We start from the raw sequence: 26,068 nt of genomic DNA on the forward strand, positions 1-26,068 counted from the left end.
GCCCTGGAACGTAAAACTCCTGAAACAGGACTGTCAATACGCGCGACACAGCGGGGAGTTCAGGGACCCGTACGGCGTTATCCGTTCGAGTCTTGACGGCGGGCAGGCCGTCGGGGCACGCTCCAGACAAGGTTCCTGAGAGCGCTCTCAGATGCGGTCTCACGCTCGTTCGAAGCCAAGGGAGGCTTCTCATGCCCATCGCCCGAGCCGCCAGAAGGGCCACCAGAAGGGCCGCCGTACGAGTCGGGGCGGTCGCGCTCGCCGGTTCCCTCCTCGCCGCCTGCGGATCCGGCGGTACGGACGCCTCGTCCGACGCCGCCGGAGGCGACATCACGCTGACCGTCGACCTGTTCGGCTCCTTCGGCTACAAGGAGGCCGGGCTGTACGCCGAGTACGAGAAGCTGCACCCCGGCATCACGATCAAGCAGACGGACACCGAGGACGAACAGGACTACTGGAAGAGCCTGCAGACCCGGCTCGCGGGCGGCGGCGGACTCGCCGACGTCCAGGGCATCGAGGTCGGCCGCATCGCGTCGGTCACGCAGCAGCAGGCCGACAAGTTCGAGGACCTGAAGCGTTACGGCGCGGCCGACCTGAAGGACGAGTTCGCCGAGGCCAAGTGGTCGGCCGCGACGACGCAGGACGGCCGGGTGCTGGGCCTCGGCACGGACGTCGGCCCCGAGGCGATGTGCTACCGCAGCGACCTGCTGAAGCAGGCGGGCCTCCCCACGGACCGCGAGGAACTCGCGCAGCGGTGGTCCACCTGGGACGGGTACCTGGAACTCGGCAAGCAGTACAAGGCGAAGGCGCCCGCGGGCAGCGCGTGGATGGACAGCGTCGGCAGCCTCTTCACGATCATGATCGGGCAGGAGAAGGAGCGGTACTACGACGCCTCGGGCGCGCTGGTCTACGACACGAACCCGGCCGTCAAGGCGGCGTGGGACGCGGCGGCCGACGCCGCGCAGGAGGGGCTGAGCGCCAAGCTCGACCAGTGGTCGCCGCAGTGGAACCAGGCGTTCGCGGCGGGGTCCTTCGCCACCCTGCCGTGCCCGGCGTGGATGCTCGGCTACATCAAGGGGCAGGCCGGTGACGCCGGCGCGGGCAAGTGGGACATCGCGAAGCTGCCGGGCGGCGCCGGCAACTGGGGCGGTTCGTACTTGGCGGTGCCCCGGGCGGCCAAGCACAAGAAGGAAGCGTACGAGCTGATCGCGTGGCTGACGGCGCCCGAGCAGCAGGCCAAGCTGTTCGAGAAGCAGGGCAACTTCCCCTCGGCGACCGGCGCGATCGCGTCCGTGGCGGACGCCAGGGACCCGTACTTCTCCAACGCCCCGATCGGGCGGATCTTCGGTGACGCGGCGAAGGCGGCGCCGGTCCAGGTCCTGGGCGTGCACGACAAGAATGTGGCGGACCAGATCACGAACGCGCTGAGCGAGGTCGAGCGCAAGGGCCTCGCCCCGGACAAGGCGTGGGCCAACGCGAAGCGGGGCGTGGCCAACGTGATGGGCTGACCTGGGCGACGCCGCGGACCGAGGGCGCCCACGGCAGCGCTGCCGGGACCGCCGTGTGCCTTCCCCGTGTCCCGGATTCCGTCCCCGGGCCCGATCTCCCCGAAGGACCACCGTCGCCCTCCCGTCGCCAGCCTCCCCGCCGGCTCCTCCCCGGGCCCGGTCCTGGCAGGCCCCGGCCCGACGGTGCTGCCCGCCGGCCGGTCCGCGGCCGGGGGCGGGGCGGCACGGATCCGGGCGCCGGTCGGCGGCGGGCGGGGTCGGCCGGGAACGGCTCGGGTGCGGCCGCTCCTCGGCGGGGGCGCGCCGTCGCCCGGTACCGCGCCGGTACGGGCCCTCCGCTTCGTGTACGCCGGCCCGGCACCGGCCGGTACCGGCCAGCTCGTGCCCTGAGCGACCTGCACCGCCCCGCGCCGGGCACCGCTCGCCCCGCCCCGCCCGGAGGGACGCCGACGGGCGGTCTCCGCGCCCCCGGAGCAGCCCTCCCCCACCACGGTCCGCCCCGCGGACCCCACCGGGCACCGGCCGCGCACCGCCTCCCGGCCCACGCGGCCGCACTCCGCCACCCACCGTCCGCCACGACACGAAGGGCCGCACCGTGACCCTCGCCGCGCGACGCGCCTGGCGCGCCGTCTCGCCGTACGCCTACATCACCCCGTTCTTCGGGCTGTTCCTCGCCTTCGGGATGTTCCCGCTCCTCTACACCGCGTTCGTGTCGCTGTACCGGGTCGAGCTGCAGACACCCGGTGACATGCAGTGGCGGGGCTTCGGCAACTACGCAGCGGTCTTCACCGACCCGTACTTCTGGACCGCGCTGCGCAACACCTTCACCATCGGCGTGCTCTCGACCGTGCCGCAGCTCGTGATGGCGCTGGGACTCGCCCATCTGCTCAACTACAAGCTGCGCGGGCGGACGTTCTTCCGTACGGCCATGCTCCTGCCGTACGCCACCTCGGTCGCCGCCGCCACCCTGGTCTTCGCGCAGCTCTTCGGGAGGGACTTCGGTCTCGTCAACTACGTGCTCGGCCTCGTCGGGTTCGGACCCGTCGACTGGCAGACCGGGACCGTCGCCTCGCAGATCGCCGTCTCCACCATCGTCATCTGGCGGTGGACCGGCTACAACGCGCTCATCTACCTGGCCGGCATGCAGTCCATACCGAGCGAGCTGTACGAGGCCGCCGAGATGGACGGCGCCTCCCGCTGGCGGCAGTTCGTGCACGTCACGCTGCCCGGTCTGCGGCCGACCATCGTGTTCACGGTCGTGGTGTCGACCATCGGCGCGACCCAGCTGTTCGGTGAGCCGCTGCTGTACGAGGGGTCCGTGTCGGGCGGCATCTCCCACCAGTACCAGACGCTCGGGCTGTACATGTACGAGCAGGGCTGGGGCTTCTTCCACCTGGGCCGGGCCGCGGCGATCGCCTGGGTGATGTTCCTGCTCATCGTGGTGCTCGTGGGGGCGAACGCCCTGCTCGCGCGCCGACGTTCCCGTAAGGAGGCCGGCCGGTGACCTCACGTGCCGGACGTACGCTGCACGGGGGGAAGCTCGCGTACGCGATCCTCGTCGCCGCGGTGCTCGTGTCCGCCTTCCCCTTCTACTGGACCATCGTCGCCGCCAGCCGCTCCAACGCGGACCTGGCGCAGGTGCCGCCCTCGCTGCTACCGGGGCCGAACCTGCTGCGCAACGTCGAGGCCGTGATGGAGGAGGCCGACATCGGCCTGGCGCTCCTGAACTCGCTGATCGTGTCGGGCTCCGTCACCGTCGGCACGGTGCTGTGCTGCACCCTCGCCGGATTCGCCTTCGCCAAGCTGCGGTTCAAGGGCCGGAACGCGCTGCTGGCGGTCACCGTCGGCACCATGATGATCCCGCCGCAGCTCGGAGTCATCCCGCTGTTCATGCTCATCGCCGAACTCCAGTGGGTGAACCAGCTCCAGTCGGTGATCCTGCCCGGGCTGGTCTCCGCCTTCGGGGTGTTCTTCATGCGGCAGTTCCTGGTGCAGGCCCTGCCGGACGAGCTCATCGAGGCGGCCCGCGTGGACGGGGCGTCCACGGCGCGGGTCTTCTGGTCGATCGTGGTGCCCATCGCCCGGCCGGGCATGGCCGTGCTGGGACTGCTGACCTTCATGGCCGCCTGGAACGACTTCTTCTGGCCCATCGTGGCGCTGTCCTCGCAGAACCCGACGGTGCAGGTCGCGCTGCGCCAGCTGGGCGGCGGCTACGTCCACGACCAGTCCGTGATCATGGCGGGCACCCTGCTGGGGACGCTGCCGGTGCTGCTGGTCTTCGGGCTGCTCGGCCGGCAGATCGTCGGCGGCATCATGCAGGGCGCCGTCAAGGGGTAGCGGCGCCTCCGCCGCGTGCCGCGGGCGTCCGCCCCGGGAAACCGGCCGCGCCACGCCGGCCTTCCGCGCCCCCGACCGGCGGCGACGGCCGGCCGCCCCCGACGCTCGCGCTCCCCGGCCAGTGGCTTCCCGGCGCCGACCCGGTGCCCGTGATCCCCGCCCCGGCTGCGGCGCCGTGCCGCGCGACGCCGCTCGTGCGCTCCGTCGGCTTGTCTCTCCAGTCCTCATCCACGAAGGAGTTGTCCGTCCATGACCACTGCGCTCCGCTTTCCCGACGGGTTCCGCTGGGGCACCGCCACCGCCGCCTACCAGATCGAGGGGGCCGCCTCCGAGGACGGCCGAACGCCGTCCATCTGGGACACGTTCAGCCGTCTCCCCGGCAAGGTGCGCAACGGCGACACCGGTGACGTCGCCGCCGACCACTACCACCGCATGTCCGAGGACGTCGCCCTGATGAAAGACCTGGGCGTGACGGACTACCGGTTCTCCGTGGCCTGGCCCCGGGTGCAGCCCACCGGTCGGGGGCCCGCCCTGCAGAAGGGCCTCGACTTCTACCGGCGCCTCGCCGACGAGCTGCGGAACGCCGGCATCCGCCCGGTGGCCACGCTGTACCACTGGGACCTGCCGCAGGAGCTGGAGGACCAGGGGGGCTGGCCGAGGCGGGAGACCGCCGAGCGGTTCGCGCAGTACGCGGCCCTCGTCGCGGACGGCCTCGGCGACCGCGTCGCGACCTGGACCACGCTGAACGAACCGTGGTGCACGGCCTTCCTCGGGTACGCCAACGGAGTGCACGCCCCGGGCCGCACCGAGCCGGCCGCCGCGCTGCGCGCCGCACACCACCTGAACCTCGCGCACGGCCTGGCGGTCGACGCGCTGCGGGCGGCTCTGCCCCGCGGCGGCGAGGTGTCCCTCACGCTCAACCTGCACGCGGTGCGGGCCCTGACGGAGTCCGCGGAGGACCGGGCCGCGGCACGGCGCGTCGACGCCCTCGGCAACCGGATCTTCCTGGACCCGGTGTTCCACGGGCGGCTCCCCGAGGACCTCGTGGCGGACACGGCCGGGCTGACGGACTGGTCGTTCGTCCGGGACGGCGACCTTGCGGCCACGTCCCGGCCCGTCGACTCGCTGGGTATCAACTACTACTCGCCCACCGTCGTCGCGGCGGGCCGGCACGAGGGCCCCTCACCGTGGCCTGGGGCGGAGCCGCACGTGCGGTTCGAGCCCGCGCCCGGTCCGCGGACGGCGATGGACTGGCCGGTGGACGCGAACGGGCTGCACGAGCTGCTGACCCGGCTGAGGGACGAGCTGCCGGGCGTACCGCTGGTGATCACCGAGAACGGCGCGGCCTACGACGACTACGCCGACCCGGAGGGCGACGTCCACGACCCGGAGCGGGTCGCGTACCTGCGGCAGCACCTCACCGCGGTGCACCGGGCCGTCGCGGAGGGAGCGGACGTGCGGGGGTACTTCCTGTGGTCGCTGCTGGACAACTTCGAGTGGGCGTACGGCTACGGCAAGCGGTTCGGCATCGTGCACGTCGACTTCGCGTCGCAGCGCCGCACCCCGAAGGACAGCGCCCGCTGGTACGCGGGTGTCATCGCGCGGAACGGGCTCGCCGACTGAGCCGGTCCCGTCTGCGGGCCTCACGCGCGTACGGGAGGTAGCGCAGCCGCTCGGGGAGCGCGGGTACCACCAGGCGCACGACCCGGGCGAAGCGCCGCAGCTTCCGCTCCTGGGCGTCGGTCCACTCCAGGCCGATCGCCTCGCGGGCCTCGGGCGGCATGAAGCCGACCGTGAGGAAGGAGCGGAAGCGGACGACGCGGGGCCGGAGCACCGGCCAGCAGGCCCTCAGGACCAGGCGCGGAAGCAGCGGCCCCCGGTCCGGCGGCGGGAGGGGGATGTCGGTCGCCACGAGTTCCCGCACGACGGGGGTCATCTCGATCTCCTCGGCGAGGACCTTGCGGTAGTACGGCCAGAAGTCCTCGATGCTCTGGGGCATGTCCCGGTCGTGTATCCCGAGGATCCGGCCGACCTGGAGCCACTCGGCGTACAGCTGCCGCTCCTGCGCCTCGGTCATGGGGCGCATGAGGTAGCGGGCGGCGTGGCGCTGGACGGGGAACCCGGTGGCGTGCACCCAGGCGTAGTGGGCGGGGGTGAGGGCGTGGTAGGCGCGGCCCCGGGTGTCGGTGCCCTGGATGGTGCGGTGGAGGCGGCGGAGCCTGCGGCCCTCCTCGGCGGCCCGTCCACCGCCGTACACCCAGAGCTGGAGGGAGCTCAGGGAGCGTTCGGCGCGGCCCCAGGGGTCGGTGCGGAAGACGGAGTGCTCGTCGACGCCGGCGCCGACGGCGGGATGGGCGACCTGGAGGGCGAGGGCCGCGGGCAGCATGAGCAGGGTGCGGAGGTCGCCCGAGAGGGTCCACAGCACTCCGCCGGGCGGCGGGGGCGCGGGGTCGGCGGCTGCCTTGCTCATCGGTGCTCCGGGGACTCGCTGCTCGCTGTCGGTTCCAGTATGCGATCACGGGCGGTGCGCGCGGGGCCGGAGTCCGGGTCCGTAGGGGCGGAGGCAAGGTGGAGGGGGGCCGGGGGTGGAGCCCGGCCCGGTTCTCGGGCGGGCTCCGGGTGCGGCCGGAGGCCGGAAGTCCGGGGCGGGGCCGATGAGGCCGGATCGCGGCCAGGGCTTGAAGTCCGGGAGGGGCAGGGCGACCCGGACACGAGCCTGAGGTGAGGAACCGTACCCCTGAGAGGACGGCGTCCGTGCGCAGGGGACACCCCGTGAGGGCTGCTCGGCGATCGGAAGGCCCGCCACCCGGCCCGGGGCTAACGGGCGAGGAACGTACGCAGCGTGGCGGCGAGCTCCGTGGGCGCGTCCAGTGCGATGAGGTGGGCAGCGGTGGCGAACTCGACCAGAGTGGCGTCGGGAATCTCCGCGGCGTATCGGCGGCCGATGTCCTGGAAGTCGGCGATGTCGAGCGCTCCCACTCCCACCAGTACGGGGACGGAGATGGCGGCGACGTCGCCGGTTGAGGGGCCCGTGGAGTACGTGTCCACGACGGCCTGGTTCATCAGGGACGTCCGCAGCGGCTCCCGGAGCCGGTCGGCAAGCCCGGCGGGGACGTCGTCCCAGGTGCGGTCGGGGCCCCGCAGCCACATGTCCAGGTTGACGCGGACGGCGGTGTCCAGGTCGCCCACGGCCAGGGCGGCGGTCTCCGCTGCGTCGTAGGCGATCATCTCCGCGGACCAGTGGTATCCCGGCCAGGGCGGGGCCAGGAGTGCCAGGGAGCGGACCCGGTCCGGGTGGGTGAGGGTGAAGTCCGCGGCCACACGGCCGCCCCAGGAGGCGCCCACGAGTCGGACGCGGTCGCGGCCGAGGTGGTCCAGGAGACGCCTCAGGTCGTCGGTTTCGCTGAACGGTCCCGTCGGGGGAGCGGACTCGCCGAAGCCGCGCAGGTCGTACCGGATGACGGTGTGCTGCTCCGCGAGGGCAGGCACGATCGCGTCCCACATGCGGTGATCGGCGACGCCTGCGTGCACGAGCACGACCGGCGGTCCGTCTCCGGCAACGCTGTAGGAGAGGCGACCGAGATCATCTTCGAGGGTGAGCATCCGCAGATGCTCGCACGGAGGCGGAGCGAGGACCACCCGATATCGCGGGTACTCCGCGCTTCCTTGTCTCCGTGAGGAGGAGGGTGCCCGACTCGCGCCGGTGGCCGACTCGCCGCGGTGGTCCGTCCGGCCTCTGCCGGGGCCTGGCGGGCGGCCACCCCTCACCCCTTGGCGCCGGGGTCCACGGCACCGGATGTCCGCCGCCGGGGGAGGCACGGGGCGGTGCTGCCGAAGGCTCGCGCCCGGCAGGGTGACCGGCGGCCGGGCGTCGACGGCGGACGACGGTCCGTGACAGACGGAGTCCGTGACAGACGGGGATCGGTGGCGGACAAGTGGCCGCCTGCGGCTCGGGAGCATGGAGCCTGATACCGGGCGCGGCCGGAAGCATCCGGCAGCAAGAGCGGGGGCCGCCGAGGGGCCCAGCGCTGGCTGCGGGCCGACGGTCAGGGGCACAGCGACGCCAGGGTCAAGGAGCAGGAGGGGCGCCGGAGGCCGACCGGAAGGGGGTGGCGACAGGAGTACCCGGCTTCCCCCGGTGACTTCTTCGTGAACGCGCCCTGTGGGCGCAAGATTTTCTCCATCCGAGGTCTACCGGAGAGTAACTGCGGCTGATTTCATGTGCGTCGCCGAGCCCCACCCCCCACCTCCACGAGGAGTCTCCCGTGCCCCGACCCCTGGCGTTTGTCATGTCCGCAGCGTCCGCTGGCGTCCTCGCCGCCGCGTCGCTGACCGCCGCGGCGCCGTCGGCCACCGCCGCCGCGACGCCCGAGCTGCGCGTCCTGTCGTACAACGTCTTCCTCTTCAGCAAGAACCTCTACCCGAACTGGGGGCAGGACCACCGGGCCCGGCAGATCCCCGCGGCGCCGTTCTTCCAGGGCAACGACGTGGTGGTGCTGCAGGAGGCGTTCGACAACACCTCCTCGGGCGCGCTCCTGCGGAACGCCGCCGCCGCGTACCCGCACCAGACACCCGTGATGGGGCGCGGGAAGACGGGCTGGGACGCCACCGGCGGGGCGTACTCCTCCCTGACCCCGGAGGACGGCGGAGTGAGCGTCCTGAGCAAGTGGCCGATCGTCCGCAAGGAGCAGTACGTCTACAAGGACGCCTGCGGCGCCGACTGGTATTCGAACAAGGGCTTCGTGTACACGGTCCTGGACGTCGCCGGCACCCGGGTCCACGTGGTGGGCACACACGCGCAGTCCACGGACCCGGGCTGTGCGACCGGCGAGGCGGCACAGGTGCGCAGCCGGCAGTTCAAGGAACTGGACGCCTTCCTCGACCGCAAGAACATCCCGGCGTCGGAGCAGGTCGTCGTCGCGGGCGACTTCAACGTGGACCTCCGCACGGCCGAGTACGGGACGATGCTCTCCGACGCGGGGCTGGTGGGGGCGGACTCCCGTACGGGGCACCCGTACTCCTTCGACACCCGGGACAACTCCATAGCGGCGGACCGCTATCCCGACGACCCGCGCGAGGACCTCGACCACGTCCTGCACCGCGCCGGACACGCCCGCCCGGCGGACTGGACGAACGACGTGGTGAAGGAGCAGAGCGCGCCCTGGACGGTGACGAGCTGGGGCCGGAGTTACACCTACACGAACCTCTCGGACCACTACCCCGTGGTCGCCGGCTCGTAGACGTACGGGGTGGTCGTGCCGAGCCGGGCGAAGCCGAGGCGCCGCAGGATCGGCCGGCTCATGTCCGAGGCGTCGACCAGGAGGTGGCGGTACCCGCGCTCCGCGGCGATCCGCGCGCGGTGGGCGACCAGGGCGCGGTACAGGCCGCGCCCCCGCCACTCGGGCACGGTGCCGCCACCCCACAGTCCGGCGAAGTCCCCACCGGGCGTGAGCTCCAGGCGGGCGGAGCTCACCGGGCGCCCGTCGGCGAGTGCGACGACCGCGGCGACGGCGTCCGGCCGGGCGGCGAGCTGCTCCACGAGCCGGGCGCGCAACCGCTCCGCGTCCGCGCCGAACGCCGCCTCGTGGACGTCGGTCACCAGCCGGACGTGCGCGGGGCGGGTCACGGCGAGGAGGGTGATCCCTTCGGGCAGCAGGGGCGTGGTGGCGAGGGCGGCGCTTCCGGCGACCATGAGCGCTTCCTCCGGCTCGGCCCGGAACCCTGCCGCGCGAAGCCGCTCCCCGAGGTCCCGGGGCCCGTCGTGGTCGTGGAGCTTCCACTCGAAGGGCCGTCCGAGGTCCGTGTAGTGACGGATCTGCGCGGCGATCGCGGCATCGGCGGTGGCGTCTGTGAGGCCGGACCACAGCACGCCGTTCCACGCGTGTGCCGGCCCCGTCTGCCGGACCACGCCCCCGTCGCGCTCCACCCGGGCACCGGGCCCGTCGGGGTGCGCGTTCCTGCGCATCGTGCGGTCATAGAGGTCGAGGACGGTCGCGAGATCCATGCGCGCACCCCATCAGCCCACCGGCGGGCGGGACAACACGTTTACCGGCGACGAGGCCCTCAGCGCCGCCCGCACCCCGGGTCACAGAAGGGCGCAGCAAGCGGGACATCCCGCCGCCCCCCGCGCCACGCCCCCGCAGTCTTCGGCCGCTGCGACGCCACCGCCGCCACCGCCACCGCAGGCCCTCGCCGAGGACTCCCAGGCGTCCGGGGCCGCAGGACCCCGCTACACTTTGAACGCGTTCATTTGAACGCGTTCAAAGGCGTGGAAGGTTGGGGGAAGCCATGAACATCGTGACGGACGGCGGGGCGCCGCGGATCCACTGGCAGCAGCAGGCCCCGGTGGCGGTGGCAGTCCTGGCCGCCGTGCCGGCCCTCGGCTGGGCGGCGGGCACGGACCTGCTGCAGATCCTCCTGCCCTGCGCGGCGGCGGTGGCGGCGCCGCTCTTCCTGGGCCGCTGCCCGGCCGCCTTCCGGGCGGCCTGCCTGATCACCGGGACCACACTGCTCGCCCTCGCCTTCCCCCTCGCGATCCTCGGCCTGTTCCTCCTTGTTCCGTCGGCGGTGCTGCTCCTGCTGGCTCCGGCCGCGCATCCCGAGCGGCGCTCCCCGGCAGGTACCGCCGCAGCCGTGGCCGCAGTGCCGGCTGCGACGGCACTGACCCTGGCAGCGGCCTGGTTCCTGATCCCGGAGTAGCGGGACGCCCCTGGCCGCGCCCTCAGTCCGGGAGGTCGTACACCGTCACCGGTATGCCGCGCGACGAGAGGCGCTCGCGGACCAGCGGTTCGACACGCGCCCAAGTGCCGCCCGCCAGGCCGCAGCCGATCCGCGGCATGTGCATGGAGGCTCCCAGGCCGACGGCCCGGTCACCGAGTGCACCCAACGCCGCGTTGACGGCCTCGTAGCGGACCGGGGTGCCCCGGCCGCCGACCCGCAGACCGTGCCGGCCCACCATGTTCGCCACCCACAGGTCCGGTTCCGCCCGGACCGGTTGGAGGGCACCCAGGCCGAAGTCGTTGCGGTCCCGCTCCCGGTACCAGCGGCGGAACTCCGCCTCCGGCCCGTCCCACCGCCGTGACACCGCGAGGACGAAGCCCCTGCCCCAGCCGCCCACGTCGTTGCACACGTGTGCGACGATCCGGGCTCCCCCGCCCACCGGAGCGGTGGCGTCCCCCTGCACGTACGCGATCCCCGTCATGCGAACCACCGTACGACCCGCCACTGACAGCGGCCGCGGCCCACACCGGGGACCACCCCGCCACGAGCGGCAACGCCCCTGCTCGCGCGTCCCGTTCAGCCGTCGAAGCGCCGGCGTGCGGTGTCGATGTGACCGAGGTACCGGTGCGTCCAGTCGCACATCCCGCCGATCGTCACCCGCAGGGCGATCCCCGGCTCCGTCAGGGCGTACTCGACCCGCGGCGGCACGACAGGGTGCACCGTCCGCTCGACCAGGCCGTTGCGCTCCAGCATCCGCAGGTTCTGCGTCAGCATCTTGTGACTGACGCCCTCGATCTCGTTCCGCAGCTCGTTGAACCGCAGGGTCCGCTCACCCAGCGCCTCGATGATCAGCATCGCCCACTTGTTCGCGAGGTCCGAGAAGATCTCCCGCGCCAGCGAGTCCGCGCGCCGCAGGTCCGCCTCGTCGGGCAGCCCCGTGAACTGCTTGGTCACCATCAGGTTCCCCAGTCACTCGAAAGTGCGTTCTTCCACGTCAGCGCACACTCTCCTACGGTTCCTCAGTAACCGCAAGAAACCGCACGGCCGCGTGGCCGGCGGGTGGGGGCCCTGCGCCCACAGGAACCGAGGAGGACGACCGCATGTCCGTCACACTGCTGAACCCCGCCGGACTGCCCGGGATCGACGTCTACCGGCAGGTCTCGGTCGCCACCGGGACACGGCTCGTCTTCGTGGCCGGACAGGTGTCCTGGGACGCCGACGGCAGCACGGTCGCCGAGGGCGACCTCGCCGGCCAGGTCGAGCAGTGCTACGTCAACGTCGCCACCGCGCTCGCCGGAGCCGGTGGCTCCTTCGACGACGTGGCCAAACTGACCGTCCACGTCGTCGACTGGACCCCCGACAAGATGCCCCTGCTCCTGGAGGGCATCCGTCGGGCCTCCACCCGACTCGGCGTCACCCCGACGCCGCCCGCCACACTGCTGGGCGTCGCGGCGCTGGACGTACCGGAGCACCTGGTGGAGATCGAGGCGACAGCGGTCCTCGACTGATCACCACCCCACAGGGGGCGGGGCGGGGCCGGGCCCGCCCCGCACGCCGCTGCCGACGCGGGCACCACCGGGAGGCGACCATCCGGCATCCGGCAGGAGCAAGTCCGGCGCCTCCCCGGCAGGCCCCCGCCTGCCGGACGGCGCTACTGGAAGCTGAGCCGGTGCGGGTGCGCCGGATCGGCGGGGCACGTGTGGACCCGCATGTACCCGCGGCCGAGGTGGACCCCGACCGGGTCCACGACGTGCGGGTCGCGGGCCGCGGACCGGTCCTCGACCGGCAGCCAGCTGCCCGAGGCCCCGTCGCACTCCCCGGCGGCGACGGTGAGCAGAGGCGGCATCGGCGTGCCGCACACGTCGCAGTCCACCGGTGCGGGGTCGGTCACATGCCACGTCGCGAAGCCCCCGACCTTCCAGCCCGGCGCGAGGGACAGATCGCTCATGTAGTCGACCTCGTCCGGCTCCCCCGTGCGGGAGGCGGTCATGGCCGCTTCGTACTCCTCGTACGACGCGTAGCTCACCGACGCGGAGGCACTACTCCCCTGCCCGCAGCCGTCATCGTCCTCGCCCTCCTGGTCGCCTTGGCCGTCCTCGTCGTCCTCGTCGTCCTCGTCGTCCTCGTCGTCCTCGTCGAGCAGGTTCTCCTCCCACTCGGCGATCTCCTCTTGGAGCTCCTCGCTCAGCAGACCGAAGTACTCGTGCTCCACTACTTGTTCCGGGTGGAGGACACACGGCGTGGGAACGCACTCCGCGCGGCCCGCGACCGGCGGCTCGGGCTGGGGGGCGAGCACCGCGCCGACGTCCGCCGCCCGGCGCCACTTGAGGACCACGTCGATCGTGCGGCCCCGCCCGTGCACCTCGAAGGGGCACCAGAAGACCTGCAACAGGTCGCATCCTTCGGGCCCGACGAGGTCCGGGATGTCACGCGCGTACAGCTGAGCCACGGCCAGCAGGGGAAGCGGCTCGTCGTCCCGCAGTTCCGGCGCATGGGCACCCGTCGTCATCCCGTCGAGAAGTCGCCGCTCCTCCTCGGTGAACTCGCGCCCGCTCGCCCGGTCCTCGATGCGGCGTCGCAGGCGTACGTCGGAGAGGAGGTGACCGGTGCCCTTGCGGTGCACGGCGGTGCAGACGGGCCACGGCTCGGCGGCCGGCCACAGCAAGGGCCCCGCGATCGAGCTCTCCTCCGCCTTCGGCACGCCGCGCCGCGGGTGCAGCCGCGTCGCCGTGCGCCGGTACGCGGCGAGCGCGGGGAACACCTCCTCGACGTCGAGGGGTCGCGGGGGCGTGGTACGGGTCATGCGGGTCCTCCTGGCCGTTCGGAGCACCGATCGTAACGACGCCCGCACACCGCCCCGTCGCGCCGTCGCCGCCTCCGCACGGGCGGGAAGGCGAAGCCGCTTGCCTCCCCGCGCGGGCCGCACCGCACACCCGGGCCCGCCGGGAAGGCACGCCGTTCCCCCGTCGCCACCGCGGGCCCGGCTGAGGTGGCCGTGCAACGCCACGGATGCGACGGCCACCACGGGCCCAGCGCTGTCGAGGCCGCGACCGGCACCAGCGGCGCGGCCGGCCGGCCGCGTCCGTACCGGACCTGCGGGCGGCCGCCAGCGGCGCCGCTCGGCGAACCGACGGATCAGCCGGTGCTCTCGATCGCCCGGGCGATGTCGGCGAGGTCCTTGGCCAGCGCGCGGGCGACGGCCTTCGAGCCGAGCGGGGCGACGAGCCGGCCGAGGAGGCCGAGCGGGCGGCCGGAGGCGGGGCGTGCCGTGAAGGCCATCCGTACGGTGGTGGCCTGGGGACCGGCGGGGATCAGGCGGAGTTCCGAGGTGTAGTGCATGCCGTGCGACGCGGCGACCGTCACGTACCGTTCGGGCGGCTCGCTTTCGGTCACGGTCATCTCCTCGGTCGCCCTCTTCCCCAGCATCCGCCGGGTCTCGCGCCAGCGGGTGCCCACGCCGAAGGAGCCTCCGGTGAGGACCTCGACGCTCTCCACTCCGGCAAGGAGGCGTGGCATGCCCCGCAGGTCCGTCACGGCCTCCCAGACGTGGCCCTGGGACGCGGCGACCCGACGCTCGACGACAACGGTCTGCTGGGCGGAAGCGGTCATGCCTCCATGGAAGCACCGCGCCCGGGAACCCGCGCGCGCCCGCCCGCGTCTCCCCTGCCATGACGGCCCCGGCATGCCCCGACTGCGGGCACACGATGGTCCCCCGGCCCGTGCACCACCTGCGCAACCACCGCGCCGGCCGTCCTGCACCGCCCCGCCCGGAGCAGTGGTTCGCATGCCGCAGCGGATGCGGCCGCATCGCCTGCCGCCGTTCCGACGACAGTCCGCTCGTCCGCATGAGCCGTCCGGCGGGTCACGACGGCCCGTGCCCGTTCTGCGGCGAGGAGGGCGAGAGCGTGATCAGCAGGCCACGGGAACGCGACGGCCGCTACGAGTGGTGGGGCGTCTGCCTGGCGTGCGGTACCAGCAACCCCCTCGGCGGGACCGACCCGCCCGCCTGGCGGTGACTGTTCCTCGACACCTTCGGACGCCTGGCGGAAGCCTGCCGGCGGCCGCCGTGCCCCCGCGACGGGCATGGCGCCTCCGTCTCGCAGCGAGCCGCCCCGGACACGAACGCCGACCCCGCCGCGGGGGCGGCGTGGGACGGGGGTGTCCGCGCGGGTGCCCGCCGGCGCCGCCAAGGACGCCGGCCTGACCGGACGTTCACCGGCCGCTCCGCGGCGTGGGTCGCTCCCGTGCGGGCAGCTCCGACCGGGCGAGCGTCCACGTCGACGGGGTCGAGGCGGCCACCGTCCACCTGAAAGCCCCCGGCCGCGAGCTCCGACGCGCGGGAGGGCCGTGCACCCCGGGTGCCGCCGGCACGGGTGCCCGCCCTGTCCGCGGGCTGCGGCGGCCGGGGGTGCCGGCTCGGCGCGGCGGGGAGAGACGAACGGGGGGCGGCAGCGGGTCGAGGGCGGCCGGGAGCCCGGCCGCGGCGCCCCCGCCCGCAACGCCCGTACGGTCACGCCGCGTCTCTGCGGTCCGCGTCGCGTGCGGCGTCGGCGGGGTGCCGCAGCCGTGCCTCCACGCGGCCGCCGTGCAGCCGGGTCTCGAACGCCGGCTGGGGCGCGGTCGCCGGGCCGCGTACGTTCCACCCGTCCGTGAGTCGGAACACGCTCCGGTGCCAGGGGCAGCGCACGCAGCCGTCGCGCAGCTCCCCTTCCGACAGCGGTCCGCCCATGTGGCTGCAGTGGTCCGCGAGGACGTGGACGCGGTCGTCGGGCTCCCGCACCACCATGACCGCCACATCACCGATGTGGCGCCGGACGGCCCGGCCCACGGGGAGGTCCGTGAGGTCTCCGACCGGGTGCCAGCCCTCCTCCACTAGGTGGGACACCTGTTCGGCGTGGTTGGCTCCCGATGCCTGCCGGTAGGCGAGGTGGCCGCCCAGGGCGCCGCCCGCGGCGACGACGGACAGCCCGGCCAGCCCCAGTGCCTTGCCGCGTACCGTCTGCCTGCGCCACCGCGCGATGTACGAGGCCGCGTACAGGGCCACGCCCGTCACGTTGGCCGCCGCGTGCACGAATCCGACGCGCTGCTGTTCCCGGGGCAGCTCCGCCCAGTCCACCCAGCCGGCCACCGCCGCAGGCCCCGCCGCCACGAGGCCGACGCCGACGAGGGTGCGCGCGGCCCGCCGGTGGCCGGGGAGGGCGTCCAGCAGGGCGGCGGACAGCCACGTGCCCACAGGCAGTTGCACCACCAGCGGGTGCAGGGGGTGGCCCAGCCAGCGGCCGTGGAGCGCGTCGCGCGCCCGCCCCAGCGGGGCTGCCTGAACTGCCGTGCGGACCGCGTCCAGCAGCTTGTCCGCCGCGGACCACCGCTCCAGACCGTCCACGCCGCGCAACACGCGGCCGGGGCCCTCCCTGGAAGGCAGCAGGTGCGTCGCTGCCGCGTCACCGAGTGTGTGGGACCGGTTCATAGGCGCCGGGTACCCGGTTCTCCCGAACGAAACGGCCGGACCCGCCGGGGCCGGGGAGACGGCGGGGGACGTCGCCGCTCACGCCCACGTTCCGGGAAGGGTGGCTCCTGGTCCCGGTCGGGCCTGCCCTCCGGGGCGGCCTCCGGGGTCCGCCCTGGGCGGGGCCCACCGCCTCCGCGCCCGGTTCCCGCGCAGCCGGGTCCTGCGGGCCGGGGCGGTGTGTGCATGCGCGGCGCGGACCCGCCGGGTGGGGCGTGCTCCCGGTGCGTGCGGCCTCCGTGAGCGCCGCGCGGCTCCCCGACTCCGGCGGGGAGCCGATGCGACGGCCGGACGGGCCGATCGTGTCCGGGCTGACGCCCGGTACTCCCCCGTACGCGCCGTGCGTCGCCCGGTCGTTGCGGAGGTGTCGCCGGCCGGAGGGTGCGGGCACGTCAGGAGGCCGCCCTCCCAAGGGCTTCGATGAGCTGGTCCTTGTTCATCTTCGACCGGCCGGCGATGTCCCTCCGCGTGGCCTGCTCGTAGAGTTCGTCCTTGCTGAGTTGCTCCAGCCGCCCCCGCGCACCAGCGGCGCCCTTCCTCTCGTTCCTCTCCCCCTTCCCGCCCGCCGGCCGCCTTTCGGGGTGCCCGCGCCCGGTGGACGGCTGCTCACGGCCCGCGCGGGACTGCTCGACGCTGCGCTGCAGGAGGTCCATGAGGCTGATGACGTTGCTGGGTTCGGGCGGAGCCTCCCCGCTGACGACCTCCCGTCCCTCCGCCTTGGCGTCGACCAGTTCCCTGACCCGTTCTTCGTAGGTGTCGTGGTAGTCCTCGGGGTTCCAGGGCACGGACAGGGCGTCGATCAGCCGGCGTGCGCTGTCCAGTTCCCTGCTCGTGGCCTCGCCGCCCTCCGGCAGCGCCGGCAGCTCCTCATGAGGGTCGCGGACCTCGTCGGCCCAGTGCAGGGTGTGCAGCACCAGCACCTCTTCCTGGGCGCGCAGCGCCACGAGGTGCTGCTTGCCGCGCATCACGAACGTGGCGACACCGGTCTTGTTCTCCTGCTCCAGCGCGCGGCGCAGCACGTCGTAGATCTTGGCGTACTCCTCGCCTTCGGGCGCGAGGTAGTAGGTGCGGTCGAAGTACACCGGTTCCACCTGGTCGAGGTCGACGAAGCCGGTGATCTCCACCATCTGGGACCTGCCGGGGGCGATCTCGTCGAGCTCGTCGGGGTCGACCAGCACGTAGTCGCCGCCTCCCAGGTCGTAGCCCTTGACGATGGCGTCGTAGCCCACTTCCTCGCCGGTCCTCTCGTTCACCCGCTTGTAGCGGATGCGGTCGGAGGTGCCCCGCTGCAACTGGCGGAAGTGAACGGTGTGGTCCTCGGTGGCGGTGAACAACTGCACCGGCAACGTGACCAGACCGAAGGTCAGCACCCCGCTCCAGATCGCTCTGGCCATCGCTCCTCCCTGCTTCGGTGCGTCACGCCCCGTGCCGCGTGCGTCCGGCGAGTTCGCGGGCGTGACCTGCCGGCTCACTCCGAGCCCACGGCAGTCGGTCCACCGATCGGTCTGCCCGCCGGGAAGCGGGCACTCCGGCGACAGCATGGCTGCTGGGGACGGATTCTGGTCGGGTCCTGTAGCCGCGTCCACTGATCCGGGCGTCGGGCCGGTTCTGCGCAACTGTTCAAGCCGGGAGCCGGTGTGCGGATGATGGCGTCGTGACCGTCGCCGAGATAGTCCTCAAGTATGTCGAAGCGCTCGTGTGGCCTTCGGTGGTTTTGATCTTTCTCCATCGATTCCGCAGGGGAATCGGCGAGTTGATAGCCAGGACGCGGAGCCTGGCGACACCCGCGGGGAACATCGAGTTCGCGGAGCGAGCTGGTGAACTGCTCGATCATGCCGCCGCAGACCAAGAGGAGCGTGTGCTCGCGCCTGCTCGGCGCGGCGTACTTCGACGGCTTGAGCGATCTGCGGAGTCCCTGCAGGACGGCAGGATCCTTTGGGTGGATGACCGTCCACGCAACAACATCGCCCTGGTTCGCCTCTTCGAATCGATGGGCATGCAGGTCGACCTTGCTCTCTCCACCGAGGAGGGCTTGGAGCGCTTGGAGGTGCGGAGCTACCACATAGTGATCACCGACCTCGAGCGCAACGGCGACGAGGACGCCGGGAACACTCTGATCAAGCGCTTGAGCGAGACGGGCATCGACGTGCCGGTCGTGATCTACTCGGGCTCGTCACGGCTGAGGGCGCAAGCCGACAGGCGGGCATTCGCCTCCACCACCGGCCCGGATCGGCTCATCCATTACGTGATCGACCTGATGGAACGAGCCCGGTTCGCCTGACGCTCGGTGTGCCGGCGACGGCGGCGAGGGCGCCAAGTCTGCGACGAAGGACTCAAGGGCCTGCCCGACGCCGCCGAGACCGTCCGGCCCGCACCACCAGACCTGTGTGGTCCACCGCTACCGGCGCTCCTTCCGCGATGTCGCCCGCCAGGGCTGGGGCAAGACCGCCGCACCGCTCAAGCCCGTCTACACGCGGCGACCGGGAAGTCAGCCCAGGAGCCGTTCGCGAAGTTCGCCGACGCCTGGGGGAACAAGCATCCGGCGATCGCGAGGCTGCGGGGGGGCCGCGCGGTGGGGGGGTGCCCCCCTGGGGGAGGACGTTGAGGGGCCTTGACCCTTGATCCTGGACACACGAGACACTGGATCCTGAGGATCTGAGAACGGACATCTCGTGGTCATGAAGAACTATCCGCCGCAGTTCGAGGCGGACGCGGTCGCGCTGTACCGGTCGCGGCCCGAGGCGACGATCAGGCAGGTCGCCGCCGATCTGGGGATCAACCCCGAGACCGTGCGGAACTGGGTCCGTGCCGCTGGTGCGAGCCGGCGGCGGGGGCGCCGGGCGGAGGTGCCGACCGAGCCGCCGACACCGTTGGAGGCGGAGAACGCCGCTCTGCGCAAGAAGGTCCGCGAGCTGGAGGAAGAGCGCGAGATCCTGCGCAAGGCGGCGAAGTATTTCGCCGGGGAGACGCGCTGGTGAACCGCTTCCGTTGGATGCCGTGGTCGCGTGGCTGGTCACGCCACCGCCGGAGAAACAGAAAGACCCCAGATCAACTGGGGTCTCTGCTGGTGTCCGAGGGGGGACTTGAACTCTCCTCTCGGGCACCAGCCCCCAACCGCTCTGACCTGGGGAGACGCCCGTCGACAGGCTTGATTTCGGCGGGCGTTTCTCCTGTTCTTTCCTGCTGTTTCAGGCTCTCTCGGGCCCCTGTTGGTCATGCGTTGGTCACGTGACCAACCTTCCGACCCTGGGCTGATCAGGACTTTTCGATGACCTCGAAGATATCGGCGTCCGTCTCCTGCTGCCATGCTGGGAGGTCGGGCCAGTCGGCGACGTACCCCGGCTTGGGGCTCTCGAAGTGCTTGAACATCTGCGCTGTCCAGCACGTCGCGACGAACCGGCCCTTCTGCTCCCGAGACAGCTTGGACGTGTTGCCGTCACTGACCTCGATGAACTGGCGGACCTGTTCGTAGACGGCGCCTGCGGCGTCGCGCTCCCACTGTGGGGTGTCCTCCCAAGGGGTGACGTACCCGGGCTTCGGCTCCCCGGGGAAGTGGCGGTGCACTCCTTCGATCCAGGCTTCCCGGAACACTCGTGCGCCTTCGACCTGCGACATGCCATCCCCTCTCGTCACGGCGTGCTCAGCGTGGCGATCTCCGCCCCCAGCTCCGCTACCCGGCGGTCCCTACTCAGGGGGCCGAACTCATCGCACAGGGCTTGGAGTCTACGGGCGACGTACCCGGACGATGATGCTTGGGCCAACTGGGTGGCTTCCCGTCCGTACGCGACGACCTGTTCAGGGTCACGGCGCTTCGCCCCGACGGCGGCAAGATCGGTCAGGACTGCGCCCCTGCGCCGGTACGACTGTCCGGAGGCAAGGGCGGTCTGGTCCAGTGCCTTCTTGAGGGTCTCTTCCGCCAGGTCGAGGCGGCCAAGCTGTACGTAGCGGGCTCCCCGCTCCTCGGCCAAGCGTGTGCCATCGAAGCGCAGCCAGCCGCCATTGGTGCTGTCCGTGGTCAGCTCCAAGACCCGCTCGGCCTCGTCCAGTGCGCGCTCACAGGCAGCCAGGTCGCCAATGCCGGCGTACGCCTCCGCTTGGACGGCCGCGACCCAATGGCGGGTGGCGAGGATGCTGTCCCCCCGCTTGGCGAGTCTCTCCGCCGCGCCGAGTATCTGCGCCGCTTCCTGGTACCGGTGCTCGTACACGTCCACGTAGGCGTGCCGCACGAGGGCGCATGCCCACAGGTCGAAGGCTCCTGCGTCCTTGCTGACGGACGCCGCGAGGGAGTACGACGCTGCCGCGTCGGCGTAGCGGTTGGCGTCGAAGGCGACTTCTCCGGCGAGCTGGAAGAGGTCGGCTGCCGCGTTCAGGAGCGGGCGGGAGTTGCCTCGGGTGTCCGCCAGCGCTTCGTTCAGTGTCGAGAGCTGGTCTCGGACGATGGGGTAGACAGAGCCCTTGGAGCGGGCTAGCTGGTAGACCTGCCAGAGGTGGCTGTTCATCCGAGCGAAGTCGGCGGGTGTGCCCCTGCGCACTCCATCGGTGAGAGCCTCTGCCTCATCTAGCGGCAGGGCGGTCAGGGCTCCGCTGACGGTGAGGATGCGGAGGAATTCGCGGCGGATCATTTCGTCGGGGTCTCCCGCGCCTTGATGGTCACTGGACTGCTGCCCTGCGGCCTCCTGGCTGACGGCTCGTGGCTGCGTCAGGAGGGCGTCAAGCTCGGTGAGGCTGACTTCAAGGGCACTGGCCAAGCCTCTCCGCTGGGGTGGCTGAGGTTTGATCCTGCCGCTTTCCCAGCGCCCGACCGTGGTGCGGTCCACCCCGAGTAACTCGGCCAACTTCTCCTGACTGTAGCCCAGGGCCTTGCGCCGTTCCGCCAGTCCCATGACGGCCCCTTCCCCTGACCTGAACGTGCGGCATTCGCGTGCACGGATCTGCCACAAGCCTGCCGCATTGATGCCGTGGAGTGCTTGGACTCCCTCCGCTTTTCTTGGGGTTGCCGCAAACGGGCACGGTGATGAACCTGCGGAGGGGCGCGGACATGGCAACGGAGAACGGCGTGAACCTCGGGTCGGGTGGGACCAGAGGTCGGCATCGCGGGGCGCCGCACGACCCCATCGGATCGGCGCTGACCGCCACCTGGGTGTTGGGCCACGTCCTGGCTCTGTTCCTCCTCGGCGCCACCGTGACTCAGCACAGCGAACTGGAAGACCTCGTGTCGCCCTTGGTCGATCGGTCGGTGCCGGACCAGGAAACGCCCGGCTGAGGGGACCTACGCGGATCACCAAGCGATCCGGCCCACGCTCCTTCCGGGCCGCACCACTCGCACCGGGAGGTTGCACCACCGTGGCGGGGACGCCACCCCTCCACGCCCTACGGATTTCGGACGGAGGTGAACACCATGGAGAACCGCTCTCAGCTCGACACCGAGCCGGAGGAGGAGGTCGTGACCCTGGAGGACGCGACGCGCCTGACGAAGGGCAACACCAACTCAAGCGTGGAGAACAAGCGCTCGCCCTACGGGGCCTGACGCCCGGCGGCGGCATTCCTGCGGGGGTGCCGCCGCGCCCTTTCCCACTCGCAGAAGGAGGTGACGGCATGCGTTGGTTCGGCGGGGCACTCGCCCCCTATGGCAAGACCCCGAGACCCATGGGCGCCGATGCCCTATGGCACAAGCCGGACGCTTGGACCGTGGGCACTACGGTGCGCCAGGCGGAGAGCGAGGGCGGGCGGAGGCTGGCGGTGTTCGGCCCGTGCGGAGCGACGAACCCGGAGCTGGAGCGGCTGGCCCGCTCCACGGACCTGCGAGAGCTCGACGCGGCGGCCTCGGCCTGGTCTGGCTCCTACGCCCTGGCCCTGGACGACGGCGCGGGATCGTTCACCCTGTGGGCCGACCCGGCAGGCTCCTGCCCCCTGTACGTGGCTGAGGTTGACGGCTCGCCCGTCTGGGCGTCCAGTTCCTTGGCGCTCGCCTCCCTGCTGGGGAGTCGGCCGGACACGGCTTGGCTGGCCGCCCACCTTGCACACCCGACCGCTTGCGTCCCGGGACGGTCGGCGTGGACCGGGGTAGCGCAGATACCGCCGGGCCACCGGTGGACGGCTCCGCGTGACGGGGCGCCGTTCTCCGTCCCCTACTGGCGGCCAAGCTCCTCCACCTGGTCGGAGGCGGTGGACAGGCTACGGCTCGACCTGGCGGACGGCGTGCTGATCCGGGTGAGCGGGCGGGAAGTCTCCTCCGATCTGTCCGGCGGTCTGGACTCCAGCACTCTCGCGGCCTATGCCGCGCAGTGCGGACCCGTCCTGGGGGTCACCTTCCACCCCAAGGGCCGGGAGTCGGGTGGAGACGTGGACCACGCGCGCACGGTGGCCCGTGCGTTCCCCTCCATCCGGCACCGGTTCATGGCCCTGGGCCGCGAACACCTTCCGTTCACCGATCTGGATGCCTTGGTGCTGACCGACGAGCCGGCACCGTCCGCCGTGACCATCGCGCAGCTCTGCCACGAGTTCGCTCTACTGGCGGAGGAGGGCGCCTCCGTGCACCTGACCGGGGATGGCGGTGACACCCTGTTCATGCCGCCTCCGGTCCACCTGGCAGACCTTGCCCGCTCCGGCCGCCTTGTCCGCCTGGCGCGTGATGCTCAGGCTTGGGGCCGCCTCTACCGTTCGAGCCCCTGGCCTGTCGTGACGGCGGCCTGGAGCGCGCCCGATCGACTGGCAGGCATGGCGCTCCCGAAGCCCTGGCTCACCCGCCAGGCGACCACGCTGGCCGAGTCGGTCATCTCGCCGGAGGCGGACGCTGACGGCTTGGGCTACGCCGACCGCCACCTTCTCGCCGAAGCACGGTACGTCGGCCGTACCGCCGCGACGGAGAACCAGCTTGCCGCCGTGTACGACATCGAGATGCACAACCCGTACACGGACGCCCGGGTTCTGGAAGCGGTGATGTCGGTCCCTGCCTCGGACCGATGGTCGGCCCGCCGGTACAAGCCGCTGCTTGCCGATGCGGTCGTGAGCCTGCTGCCCCGTGAGGTCGTGCGGCGTGGCTCTAAAGGGCTGTTCGCGGTGGACCACCACCACGGGCTACGAGCCAACCAGGCGAACGTCCTGGAGCTGGCTGACGGACACCTGGCAGACCTCGGACTTGTACGCCCGGCAGTCCTCCGCTCGCTTCTCCGGCGTGCCGTGCTCGGAGTGGACGTCCCCTGGGGACTACTCGAACCGCTGCTCGGCACCGAGCTATGGCTACGTGCCAGCGACACCGCAACCGAACGAGTCCGCTGGGAGGGCAGACCGTGAACGTCCCCGCTCCGAGCCGTCACACCCGTACCGCACTGACCGGAGCGGCGGGCGTAGTCGTCAACTACCGGACAGGAACAACCGTGGTCCTTACCGGCGACTCCCAATCGTGCTGGCTCGACTGGCTGGAACACAGCGAAGCACCCGCCCCCGTTACGGTCTGTCCCTCGGAAACCTCATGGGGGACGAGTGAGTCATCCGTTCGGCTGGACGCTCCGGCACCGCCCCCGTGGTCATGGCGCATCGCGGCGAGCGTGCTTCTCGCGGGCACCCTCGCCACGCGTCATCTGGGACGAGGGCGCACGCGCTTCGGTCGCCTGGTACGGCTGGCAGAAGCGGGCCGCAACCTCCCTCGCCCGACCCGGGCGCACGCCAGCCTGGCAGTCCGGTCGGTCCGCTGGGCCGCGCGCCTGTTCCCCGCCCGCGTCGCATGCCTGGAGGAGTCCACGACAGCCGCACTCCTGCTGGCGGCTGGCGGTTGTGGAGGAGCCTGGCGGCACGGCGTCGCCACTGACCCGATTCGCATGCACGCGTGGATCTGTGACGTTCACGGCCAGCCTGTCGAGGAACCGGACCAGACTGGGGACTACTCGCCCATCAACGGGCCAGAGCCAACGTCGAAGAGGTATCGATGACCGACCCGCACATCCTGCTCCCGGGCCAGCGCGTCAGCCTGGCTATGCCGGACCGCGACCACCTGCCCGACTACCACCGCTGGGAGAACGACCCCGGCACGATCCTGGGCTTCGGGACGCAGGTCCCCCAGTCCTGGGAGGTCCGTGCCGGCGGATGGGAAGCGGCCGGACGGAACCGGGACTTCCCCCAGTTCGAGGTGATCACGACTGAGGAGCGCACGCCGGTCGGTCTCACAACGCTCCAGATCGACTCAGCCGTGCGGACCGCCGAGTACGTCATCCTGCTTGCGCCGGAAGCGCGAGGCAAAGGGCTGGCCACGGAGGCGACGGCCCTGACGCTGCGGTGGGCATTCGAGTACGCCGCGCTGCGGATGGTCTGGCTGAAGGTACTGGAGCCCAACGCAGCAGGACTCACCGCCTATGAGAAGGCCGGGTTCAAACCCGCCGGGCGCCTGCGTCAGTCCGGCTACTGGCGTGGTCGGCCCTGCGACGAACTCCTGATGGACGCGGTAGCCGAAGAATTCCCCGCTGCCCCCTGACGTGACGAACTGATCCCGGAGCCCCGGCGAGCTTCCCTCTGCCGGGGCCTGGCGTCCGGCTTCCACACCCTTGTGCGCCCGTCTCAGGCGCTCTCACCGATGTGCCGGTACAAAGTCGCACGGGAGATCCCCAGCGCCTTGGCGATGGCGGTGACGCTCTCTCCCTTGGCGTGCCGGGCACGGGCTACGGCTAGCTTGTCGTCGTCCACAACAGAGGGGCGTCCACCGTGGTTGCCCTTGCGGGCCGCAGTGTCCAGCCCCTCCAACGTCTTCTCCCGGATGCCTTCCCGCTCCACCTCTGCGGCCACGGCCAGGACGGCGAACACGATCGCGCCTGCACCGTTCGGGTCGTACACACCCTGCAAGGGACCGGAGAGGAGTTCCAGTTGGATGCCGTCCGCTTGCAGGGTGGAGGACAACGTCATGAGCTCTGCCGCGTTGCGTGCAAGGCGCTTCATCTCCACCACCGTGAGGATCACCGGTTGGTTCGGGGCGGCTGTCTTGATCTCTCGCGCCAGAGCCAACGCCTTCTCCAGTTCCGGCCGCTCCTTCACGCGGGTACTGATCTTCTCGGAGAAGACCCGGTTGCAGTCGGCACGGGCGAGTAGATCCAGCTGGGACTGGAGTTCCTGCCCGACCGTGGAGCAACGGGCGTAGCCGATCCGTATCGCTGCGCCCGGAGTCGCCTCGGGTGCCTGCACCACGGGTGCGCCTTGCGTCCACGCCTTGCCAGGGTTGCGGTCGGCCGGGGTCTTCACGGCGAGTTCCGACTTGAGAGACGGCACGAGGGCGAAGCGGCCCGTGTGGTAGTTCGCTGCCACCTTGCCCGCTCCCGTCCGGCAGGGGCTACCGGCGGGGGCTTCGCACTTCGGGCAGGGGTGACGCTCGACCTGATCGGCCGGGGTGTTCGTGGTCATGACGTGACAGCGTCATAAACGTGTCTCGAAAGCCAGTCAGGCGGACCACAGGACCCCGAGAAGGTGTCGGCCCGCTGGCGGACGGCGCGTAACCGTCTGCACCTGCCGGAGAACTTCCGGCTGCACGACTGGCGGGCATCGAAGATCACGAACGATCTCGACAACCACGAGAACCCGGTAGAGGTCTCGGCCAACGCCCGGCACCACTCGCCGGGCTACACCATGGCGCGCTACGGCAGGCGTCGCGCTGAGGGAGCGAAGAAGCTGGCGGCTTCGACGAGTGCCAGCCGTATCGGCCTGTCATCCCTGGTCTGACCAGGAAGTTCGCTCGGCTGTTGGTCACGTGGTTGGTCACGCCACAGCCGGAGAAACAGAAAGACCCCAGATCAACTGGGGTCCTTGCTGGTGTCCGAGGGGGGACTTGAACCCCCACGCCCGATAAAGGGCACTAGCACCTCAAGCTAGCGCGTCTGCCATTCCGCCACCCGGACCAGGTGTCTTGCCGCTTTGCGGGGTGTTCCCCGCGGCGACATGGATAACTCTACCAGGCGTTCGAGGTGCCCTTCACCCACATATCCCGTGGTCAGGGGCCCTGGGAGCGGAAGGTGACCGG

Annotated in this window: 28 protein-coding genes and 1 tRNA gene; 16 read left to right on the plus strand and 13 right to left on the minus strand. The window is 71.6% G+C overall.

Translation table 11 applies throughout. From position 1 onward, the window contains the following. Positions 1 to 191 precede the first annotated feature (191 nt). The 4 genes from BJP40_RS11595 (at position 192) to BJP40_RS11610 (ending at position 5,468) form a co-directional block, all read left to right on the plus strand. A complete protein-coding gene (locus BJP40_RS11595) occupies positions 192 to 1,508 on the plus strand; it encodes an ABC transporter substrate-binding protein (protein WP_071273242.1) in 1,317 nt (438 codons plus the stop codon). Between the two features lie 595 nt (positions 1,509 to 2,103). Continuing rightward, positions 2,104 to 3,012 (plus strand): carbohydrate ABC transporter permease, encoded by a 909-nt coding sequence (locus tag BJP40_RS11600; protein ID WP_071280296.1) that lies wholly within the window; start codon positions 2,104 to 2,106, stop codon positions 3,010 to 3,012. Next, on the plus strand, positions 3,009 to 3,845 hold the full coding sequence (locus BJP40_RS11605; protein ID WP_071280297.1) for a carbohydrate ABC transporter permease: 837 nt from the start codon (positions 3,009 to 3,011) through the stop codon (positions 3,843 to 3,845). Before BJP40_RS11600 ends, BJP40_RS11605 begins: the two co-directional genes overlap by 4 nt. 249 nt (positions 3,846 to 4,094) lie before the next feature. Further along, the gene (locus BJP40_RS11610; RefSeq protein ID WP_071280298.1) at positions 4,095 to 5,468 is read left to right on the plus strand and encodes a GH1 family beta-glucosidase; all 1,374 of its coding nucleotides are present in this window, start codon (positions 4,095 to 4,097) and stop codon (positions 5,466 to 5,468) included. Here BJP40_RS11610 and BJP40_RS11615 read toward each other — a convergent pair. After that, positions 5,440 to 6,315, minus strand: a complete 876-nt coding sequence (locus tag BJP40_RS11615; protein WP_071280299.1) for an oxygenase MpaB family protein — start codon at positions 6,313 to 6,315, stop codon at positions 5,440 to 5,442. The two genes, BJP40_RS11610 and BJP40_RS11615, sit on opposite strands and share 29 nt — an antisense overlap. A 347-nt stretch (positions 6,316 to 6,662) precedes the next feature. Next, positions 6,663 to 7,448 (minus strand): alpha/beta fold hydrolase, encoded by a 786-nt coding sequence (locus BJP40_RS11620; RefSeq protein ID WP_071280332.1) that lies wholly within the window; start codon positions 7,446 to 7,448, stop codon positions 6,663 to 6,665. A 686-nt stretch (positions 7,449 to 8,134) separates the two neighbouring features. Between BJP40_RS11620 and sph the strand changes: the two genes are divergently transcribed. Continuing rightward, positions 8,135 to 9,085: a sphingomyelin phosphodiesterase gene (sph, locus tag BJP40_RS11625; RefSeq protein ID WP_071280300.1), complete on the plus strand. Its 951-nt coding sequence runs from the start codon at positions 8,135 to 8,137 to the stop codon at positions 9,083 to 9,085. Here the strand turns inward: sph and BJP40_RS11630 are convergent. After that, positions 9,061 to 9,849 carry a GNAT family N-acetyltransferase gene (locus tag BJP40_RS11630; protein ID WP_071280301.1) on the minus strand — a complete coding sequence of 263 codons (789 nt, stop codon included), beginning with the start codon at positions 9,847 to 9,849 and terminating at the stop codon, positions 9,061 to 9,063. The genes sph and BJP40_RS11630 overlap by 25 nt on opposite strands. Before the next feature lie 284 nt (positions 9,850 to 10,133). On the opposite strand from BJP40_RS11630, the gene BJP40_RS11635 reads away from it, so the two are divergent. Beyond that, positions 10,134 to 10,544, plus strand: coding sequence for a hypothetical protein (locus BJP40_RS11635; protein ID WP_071280302.1), 411 nt, complete (start codon positions 10,134 to 10,136; stop codon positions 10,542 to 10,544). Between the two features lie 22 nt (positions 10,545 to 10,566). Here BJP40_RS11635 and BJP40_RS11640 read toward each other — a convergent pair whose 3' ends face one another. Then, positions 10,567 to 11,046, minus strand: coding sequence for a macro domain-containing protein (locus BJP40_RS11640; RefSeq protein ID WP_071280303.1), 480 nt, complete (start codon positions 11,044 to 11,046; stop codon positions 10,567 to 10,569). A gap of 95 nt (positions 11,047 to 11,141) precedes the next feature. Then, on the minus strand, positions 11,142 to 11,522 hold the full coding sequence (locus BJP40_RS11645) for a helix-turn-helix domain-containing protein (RefSeq protein ID WP_071280304.1): 381 nt from the start codon (positions 11,520 to 11,522) through the stop codon (positions 11,142 to 11,144). A 143-nt stretch (positions 11,523 to 11,665) separates the two neighbouring features. On the opposite strand from BJP40_RS11645, the gene BJP40_RS11650 reads away from it, so the two are divergent. Continuing rightward, positions 11,666 to 12,073 carry a RidA family protein gene (locus tag BJP40_RS11650; protein ID WP_071280305.1) on the plus strand — a complete coding sequence of 136 codons (408 nt, stop codon included), beginning with the start codon at positions 11,666 to 11,668 and terminating at the stop codon, positions 12,071 to 12,073. Positions 12,074 to 12,216: 143 nt separating this feature from the next. On the opposite strand, the gene BJP40_RS11655 is transcribed toward BJP40_RS11650, so the two are convergent. Next, positions 12,217 to 13,368: a hypothetical protein gene (locus BJP40_RS11655; protein ID WP_071280306.1), complete on the minus strand. Its 1,152-nt coding sequence runs from the start codon at positions 13,366 to 13,368 to the stop codon at positions 12,217 to 12,219. Between the two features lie 332 nt (positions 13,369 to 13,700). Beyond that, the gene (locus tag BJP40_RS11660) at positions 13,701 to 14,174 is read right to left on the minus strand and encodes an SRPBCC family protein (RefSeq protein ID WP_071280307.1); all 474 of its coding nucleotides are present in this window, start codon (positions 14,172 to 14,174) and stop codon (positions 13,701 to 13,703) included. Between the two features lie 236 nt (positions 14,175 to 14,410). Between BJP40_RS11660 and BJP40_RS34175 the strand changes: the two genes are divergently transcribed. Next, complete coding sequence (locus BJP40_RS34175; protein ID WP_177204357.1) at positions 14,411 to 14,581, plus strand: hypothetical protein; 171 nt, start codon at positions 14,411 to 14,413, stop codon at positions 14,579 to 14,581. A 494-nt stretch (positions 14,582 to 15,075) separates the two neighbouring features. Here the strand turns inward: BJP40_RS34175 and BJP40_RS11670 are convergent, their stop codons facing one another. Then, positions 15,076 to 16,032: a Rieske (2Fe-2S) protein gene (locus BJP40_RS11670; protein ID WP_079171092.1), complete on the minus strand. Its 957-nt coding sequence runs from the start codon at positions 16,030 to 16,032 to the stop codon at positions 15,076 to 15,078. Positions 16,033 to 16,463: 431 nt separating this feature from the next. Beyond that, the gene (locus tag BJP40_RS11675; RefSeq protein ID WP_071280309.1) at positions 16,464 to 17,465 is read right to left on the minus strand and encodes a Ku protein; all 1,002 of its coding nucleotides are present in this window, start codon (positions 17,463 to 17,465) and stop codon (positions 16,464 to 16,466) included. 260 nt (positions 17,466 to 17,725) lie between these two features. Between BJP40_RS11675 and BJP40_RS11680 the strand changes: the two genes are divergently transcribed. Beyond that, positions 17,726 to 18,352: a response regulator gene (locus BJP40_RS11680; RefSeq protein ID WP_071280310.1), complete on the plus strand. Its 627-nt coding sequence runs from the start codon at positions 17,726 to 17,728 to the stop codon at positions 18,350 to 18,352. 397 nt (positions 18,353 to 18,749) lie between these two features. Continuing rightward, on the plus strand, positions 18,750 to 19,049 hold the full coding sequence (locus BJP40_RS11685) for a transposase (protein ID WP_079171098.1): 300 nt from the start codon (positions 18,750 to 18,752) through the stop codon (positions 19,047 to 19,049). 277 nt (positions 19,050 to 19,326) lie between these two features. Here BJP40_RS11685 and BJP40_RS11690 read toward each other — a convergent pair whose 3' ends face one another. Both BJP40_RS11690 and BJP40_RS11695 read right to left on the minus strand, forming a co-directional pair. Continuing rightward, positions 19,327 to 19,686 carry a hypothetical protein gene (locus BJP40_RS11690; protein WP_071280312.1) on the minus strand — a complete coding sequence of 120 codons (360 nt, stop codon included), beginning with the start codon at positions 19,684 to 19,686 and terminating at the stop codon, positions 19,327 to 19,329. Between the two features lie 14 nt (positions 19,687 to 19,700). Next, positions 19,701 to 20,954 (minus strand): helix-turn-helix transcriptional regulator, encoded by a 1,254-nt coding sequence (locus BJP40_RS11695; protein ID WP_079171095.1) that lies wholly within the window; start codon positions 20,952 to 20,954, stop codon positions 19,701 to 19,703. 155 nt (positions 20,955 to 21,109) lie between these two features. Here BJP40_RS11695 and BJP40_RS11700 point away from each other — a divergent pair, with 155 nt between their 5' ends. The 5 genes from BJP40_RS11700 to BJP40_RS11710 all read left to right on the plus strand — a co-directional run bounded on the left by BJP40_RS11700 (position 21,110) and on the right by BJP40_RS11710 (position 24,538). Beyond that, a complete protein-coding gene (locus BJP40_RS11700) occupies positions 21,110 to 21,334 on the plus strand; it encodes a hypothetical protein (RefSeq protein WP_143065935.1) in 225 nt (74 codons plus the stop codon). Between the two features lie 135 nt (positions 21,335 to 21,469). Continuing rightward, complete coding sequence (locus tag BJP40_RS32895) at positions 21,470 to 21,598, plus strand: albusnodin family lasso peptide (RefSeq protein ID WP_107408137.1); 129 nt, start codon at positions 21,470 to 21,472, stop codon at positions 21,596 to 21,598. Positions 21,599 to 21,717: 119 nt separating this feature from the next. Beyond that, the gene (locus tag BJP40_RS11705; protein WP_371258627.1) at positions 21,718 to 23,364 is read left to right on the plus strand and encodes an albusnodin/ikarugamycin family macrolactam cyclase; all 1,647 of its coding nucleotides are present in this window, start codon (positions 21,718 to 21,720) and stop codon (positions 23,362 to 23,364) included. Further along, the gene (locus BJP40_RS31655) at positions 23,307 to 23,999 is read left to right on the plus strand and encodes a lasso peptide biosynthesis B2 protein (RefSeq protein WP_079171097.1); all 693 of its coding nucleotides are present in this window, start codon (positions 23,307 to 23,309) and stop codon (positions 23,997 to 23,999) included. Before BJP40_RS11705 ends, BJP40_RS31655 begins: the two co-directional genes overlap by 58 nt. Next, positions 23,996 to 24,538, plus strand: a complete 543-nt coding sequence (locus tag BJP40_RS11710; protein ID WP_071280314.1) for a GNAT family N-acetyltransferase — start codon at positions 23,996 to 23,998, stop codon at positions 24,536 to 24,538. The genes BJP40_RS31655 and BJP40_RS11710 overlap by 4 nt, the downstream gene beginning before the upstream one ends. Positions 24,539 to 24,621: 83 nt before the next feature. Here the strand turns inward: BJP40_RS11710 and BJP40_RS11715 are convergent, their stop codons facing one another. Further along, positions 24,622 to 25,359, minus strand: a complete 738-nt coding sequence (locus BJP40_RS11715; protein WP_256220713.1) for a recombinase family protein — start codon at positions 25,357 to 25,359, stop codon at positions 24,622 to 24,624. A 159-nt stretch (positions 25,360 to 25,518) separates the two neighbouring features. Here BJP40_RS11715 and BJP40_RS11720 point away from each other — a divergent pair, with 159 nt between their 5' ends. Continuing rightward, positions 25,519 to 25,770 (plus strand): hypothetical protein, encoded by a 252-nt coding sequence (locus BJP40_RS11720; protein ID WP_071280316.1) that lies wholly within the window; start codon positions 25,519 to 25,521, stop codon positions 25,768 to 25,770. Between the two features lie 88 nt (positions 25,771 to 25,858). Here BJP40_RS11720 and BJP40_RS11725 read toward each other — a convergent pair. Further along, positions 25,859 to 25,946 (minus strand) — tRNA-Leu (locus BJP40_RS11725). Positions 25,947 to 26,068: the final 122 nt, after the last annotated feature.

This window comes from Streptomyces sp. CC53 (assembly GCF_001865245.1).
In the GTDB taxonomy this organism is placed as follows: domain Bacteria; phylum Actinomycetota; class Actinomycetes; order Streptomycetales; family Streptomycetaceae; genus Streptomyces.

What these genes read in the sequence shown, in the direction of transcription:
- BJP40_RS11710 (WP_071280314.1), top strand. Translation starts at nt 23,996, where the DNA reads ATGACCGACCCGCACATCCTGCTCCCGGGCCAGCGCGTCAGCCTGGCT.
- BJP40_RS11700 (WP_143065935.1), top strand. Translation starts at nt 21,110, where the DNA reads ATGGCAACGGAGAACGGCGTGAACCTCGGGTCGGGTGGGACCAGAGGT.
- BJP40_RS11645 (WP_071280304.1), bottom strand. Translation starts at nt 11,522, where the DNA reads ATGGTGACCAAGCAGTTCACGGGGCTGCCCGACGAGGCGGACCTGCGG.
- BJP40_RS11630 (WP_071280301.1), bottom strand. Translation starts at nt 9,849, where the DNA reads ATGGATCTCGCGACCGTCCTCGACCTCTATGACCGCACGATGCGCAGG.
- BJP40_RS11695 (WP_079171095.1), bottom strand. Translation starts at nt 20,954, where the DNA reads ATGGGACTGGCGGAACGGCGCAAGGCCCTGGGCTACAGTCAGGAGAAG.
- BJP40_RS31655 (WP_079171097.1), top strand. Translation starts at nt 23,307, where the DNA reads ATGGCTACGTGCCAGCGACACCGCAACCGAACGAGTCCGCTGGGAGGG.
- BJP40_RS11640 (WP_071280303.1), bottom strand. Translation starts at nt 11,046, where the DNA reads ATGACGGGGATCGCGTACGTGCAGGGGGACGCCACCGCTCCGGTGGGC.
- BJP40_RS11675 (WP_071280309.1), bottom strand. Translation starts at nt 17,465, where the DNA reads ATGGCCAGAGCGATCTGGAGCGGGGTGCTGACCTTCGGTCTGGTCACG.
- BJP40_RS34175 (WP_177204357.1), top strand. Translation starts at nt 14,411, where the DNA reads ATGAGCCGTCCGGCGGGTCACGACGGCCCGTGCCCGTTCTGCGGCGAG.
- BJP40_RS11705 (WP_371258627.1), top strand. Translation starts at nt 21,718, where the DNA reads ATGGGCGCCGATGCCCTATGGCACAAGCCGGACGCTTGGACCGTGGGC.
- BJP40_RS11660 (WP_071280307.1), bottom strand. Translation starts at nt 14,174, where the DNA reads ATGACCGCTTCCGCCCAGCAGACCGTTGTCGTCGAGCGTCGGGTCGCC.
- BJP40_RS11620 (WP_071280332.1), bottom strand. Translation starts at nt 7,448, where the DNA reads ATGCTCACCCTCGAAGATGATCTCGGTCGCCTCTCCTACAGCGTTGCC.
- BJP40_RS11635 (WP_071280302.1), top strand. Translation starts at nt 10,134, where the DNA reads ATGAACATCGTGACGGACGGCGGGGCGCCGCGGATCCACTGGCAGCAG.
- BJP40_RS11650 (WP_071280305.1), top strand. Translation starts at nt 11,666, where the DNA reads ATGTCCGTCACACTGCTGAACCCCGCCGGACTGCCCGGGATCGACGTC.
- BJP40_RS11670 (WP_079171092.1), bottom strand. Translation starts at nt 16,032, where the DNA reads ATGAACCGGTCCCACACACTCGGTGACGCGGCAGCGACGCACCTGCTG.
- BJP40_RS11610 (WP_071280298.1), top strand. Translation starts at nt 4,095, where the DNA reads ATGACCACTGCGCTCCGCTTTCCCGACGGGTTCCGCTGGGGCACCGCC.
- BJP40_RS11595 (WP_071273242.1), top strand. Translation starts at nt 192, where the DNA reads ATGCCCATCGCCCGAGCCGCCAGAAGGGCCACCAGAAGGGCCGCCGTA.
- BJP40_RS11615 (WP_071280299.1), bottom strand. Translation starts at nt 6,315, where the DNA reads ATGAGCAAGGCAGCCGCCGACCCCGCGCCCCCGCCGCCCGGCGGAGTG.
- BJP40_RS11690 (WP_071280312.1), bottom strand. Translation starts at nt 19,686, where the DNA reads ATGTCGCAGGTCGAAGGCGCACGAGTGTTCCGGGAAGCCTGGATCGAA.
- BJP40_RS32895 (WP_107408137.1), top strand. Translation starts at nt 21,470, where the DNA reads ATGGAGAACCGCTCTCAGCTCGACACCGAGCCGGAGGAGGAGGTCGTG.
- BJP40_RS11655 (WP_071280306.1), bottom strand. Translation starts at nt 13,368, where the DNA reads ATGACCCGTACCACGCCCCCGCGACCCCTCGACGTCGAGGAGGTGTTC.
- BJP40_RS11685 (WP_079171098.1), top strand. Translation starts at nt 18,750, where the DNA reads ATGAAGAACTATCCGCCGCAGTTCGAGGCGGACGCGGTCGCGCTGTAC.
- sph (WP_071280300.1), top strand. Translation starts at nt 8,135, where the DNA reads ATGTCCGCAGCGTCCGCTGGCGTCCTCGCCGCCGCGTCGCTGACCGCC.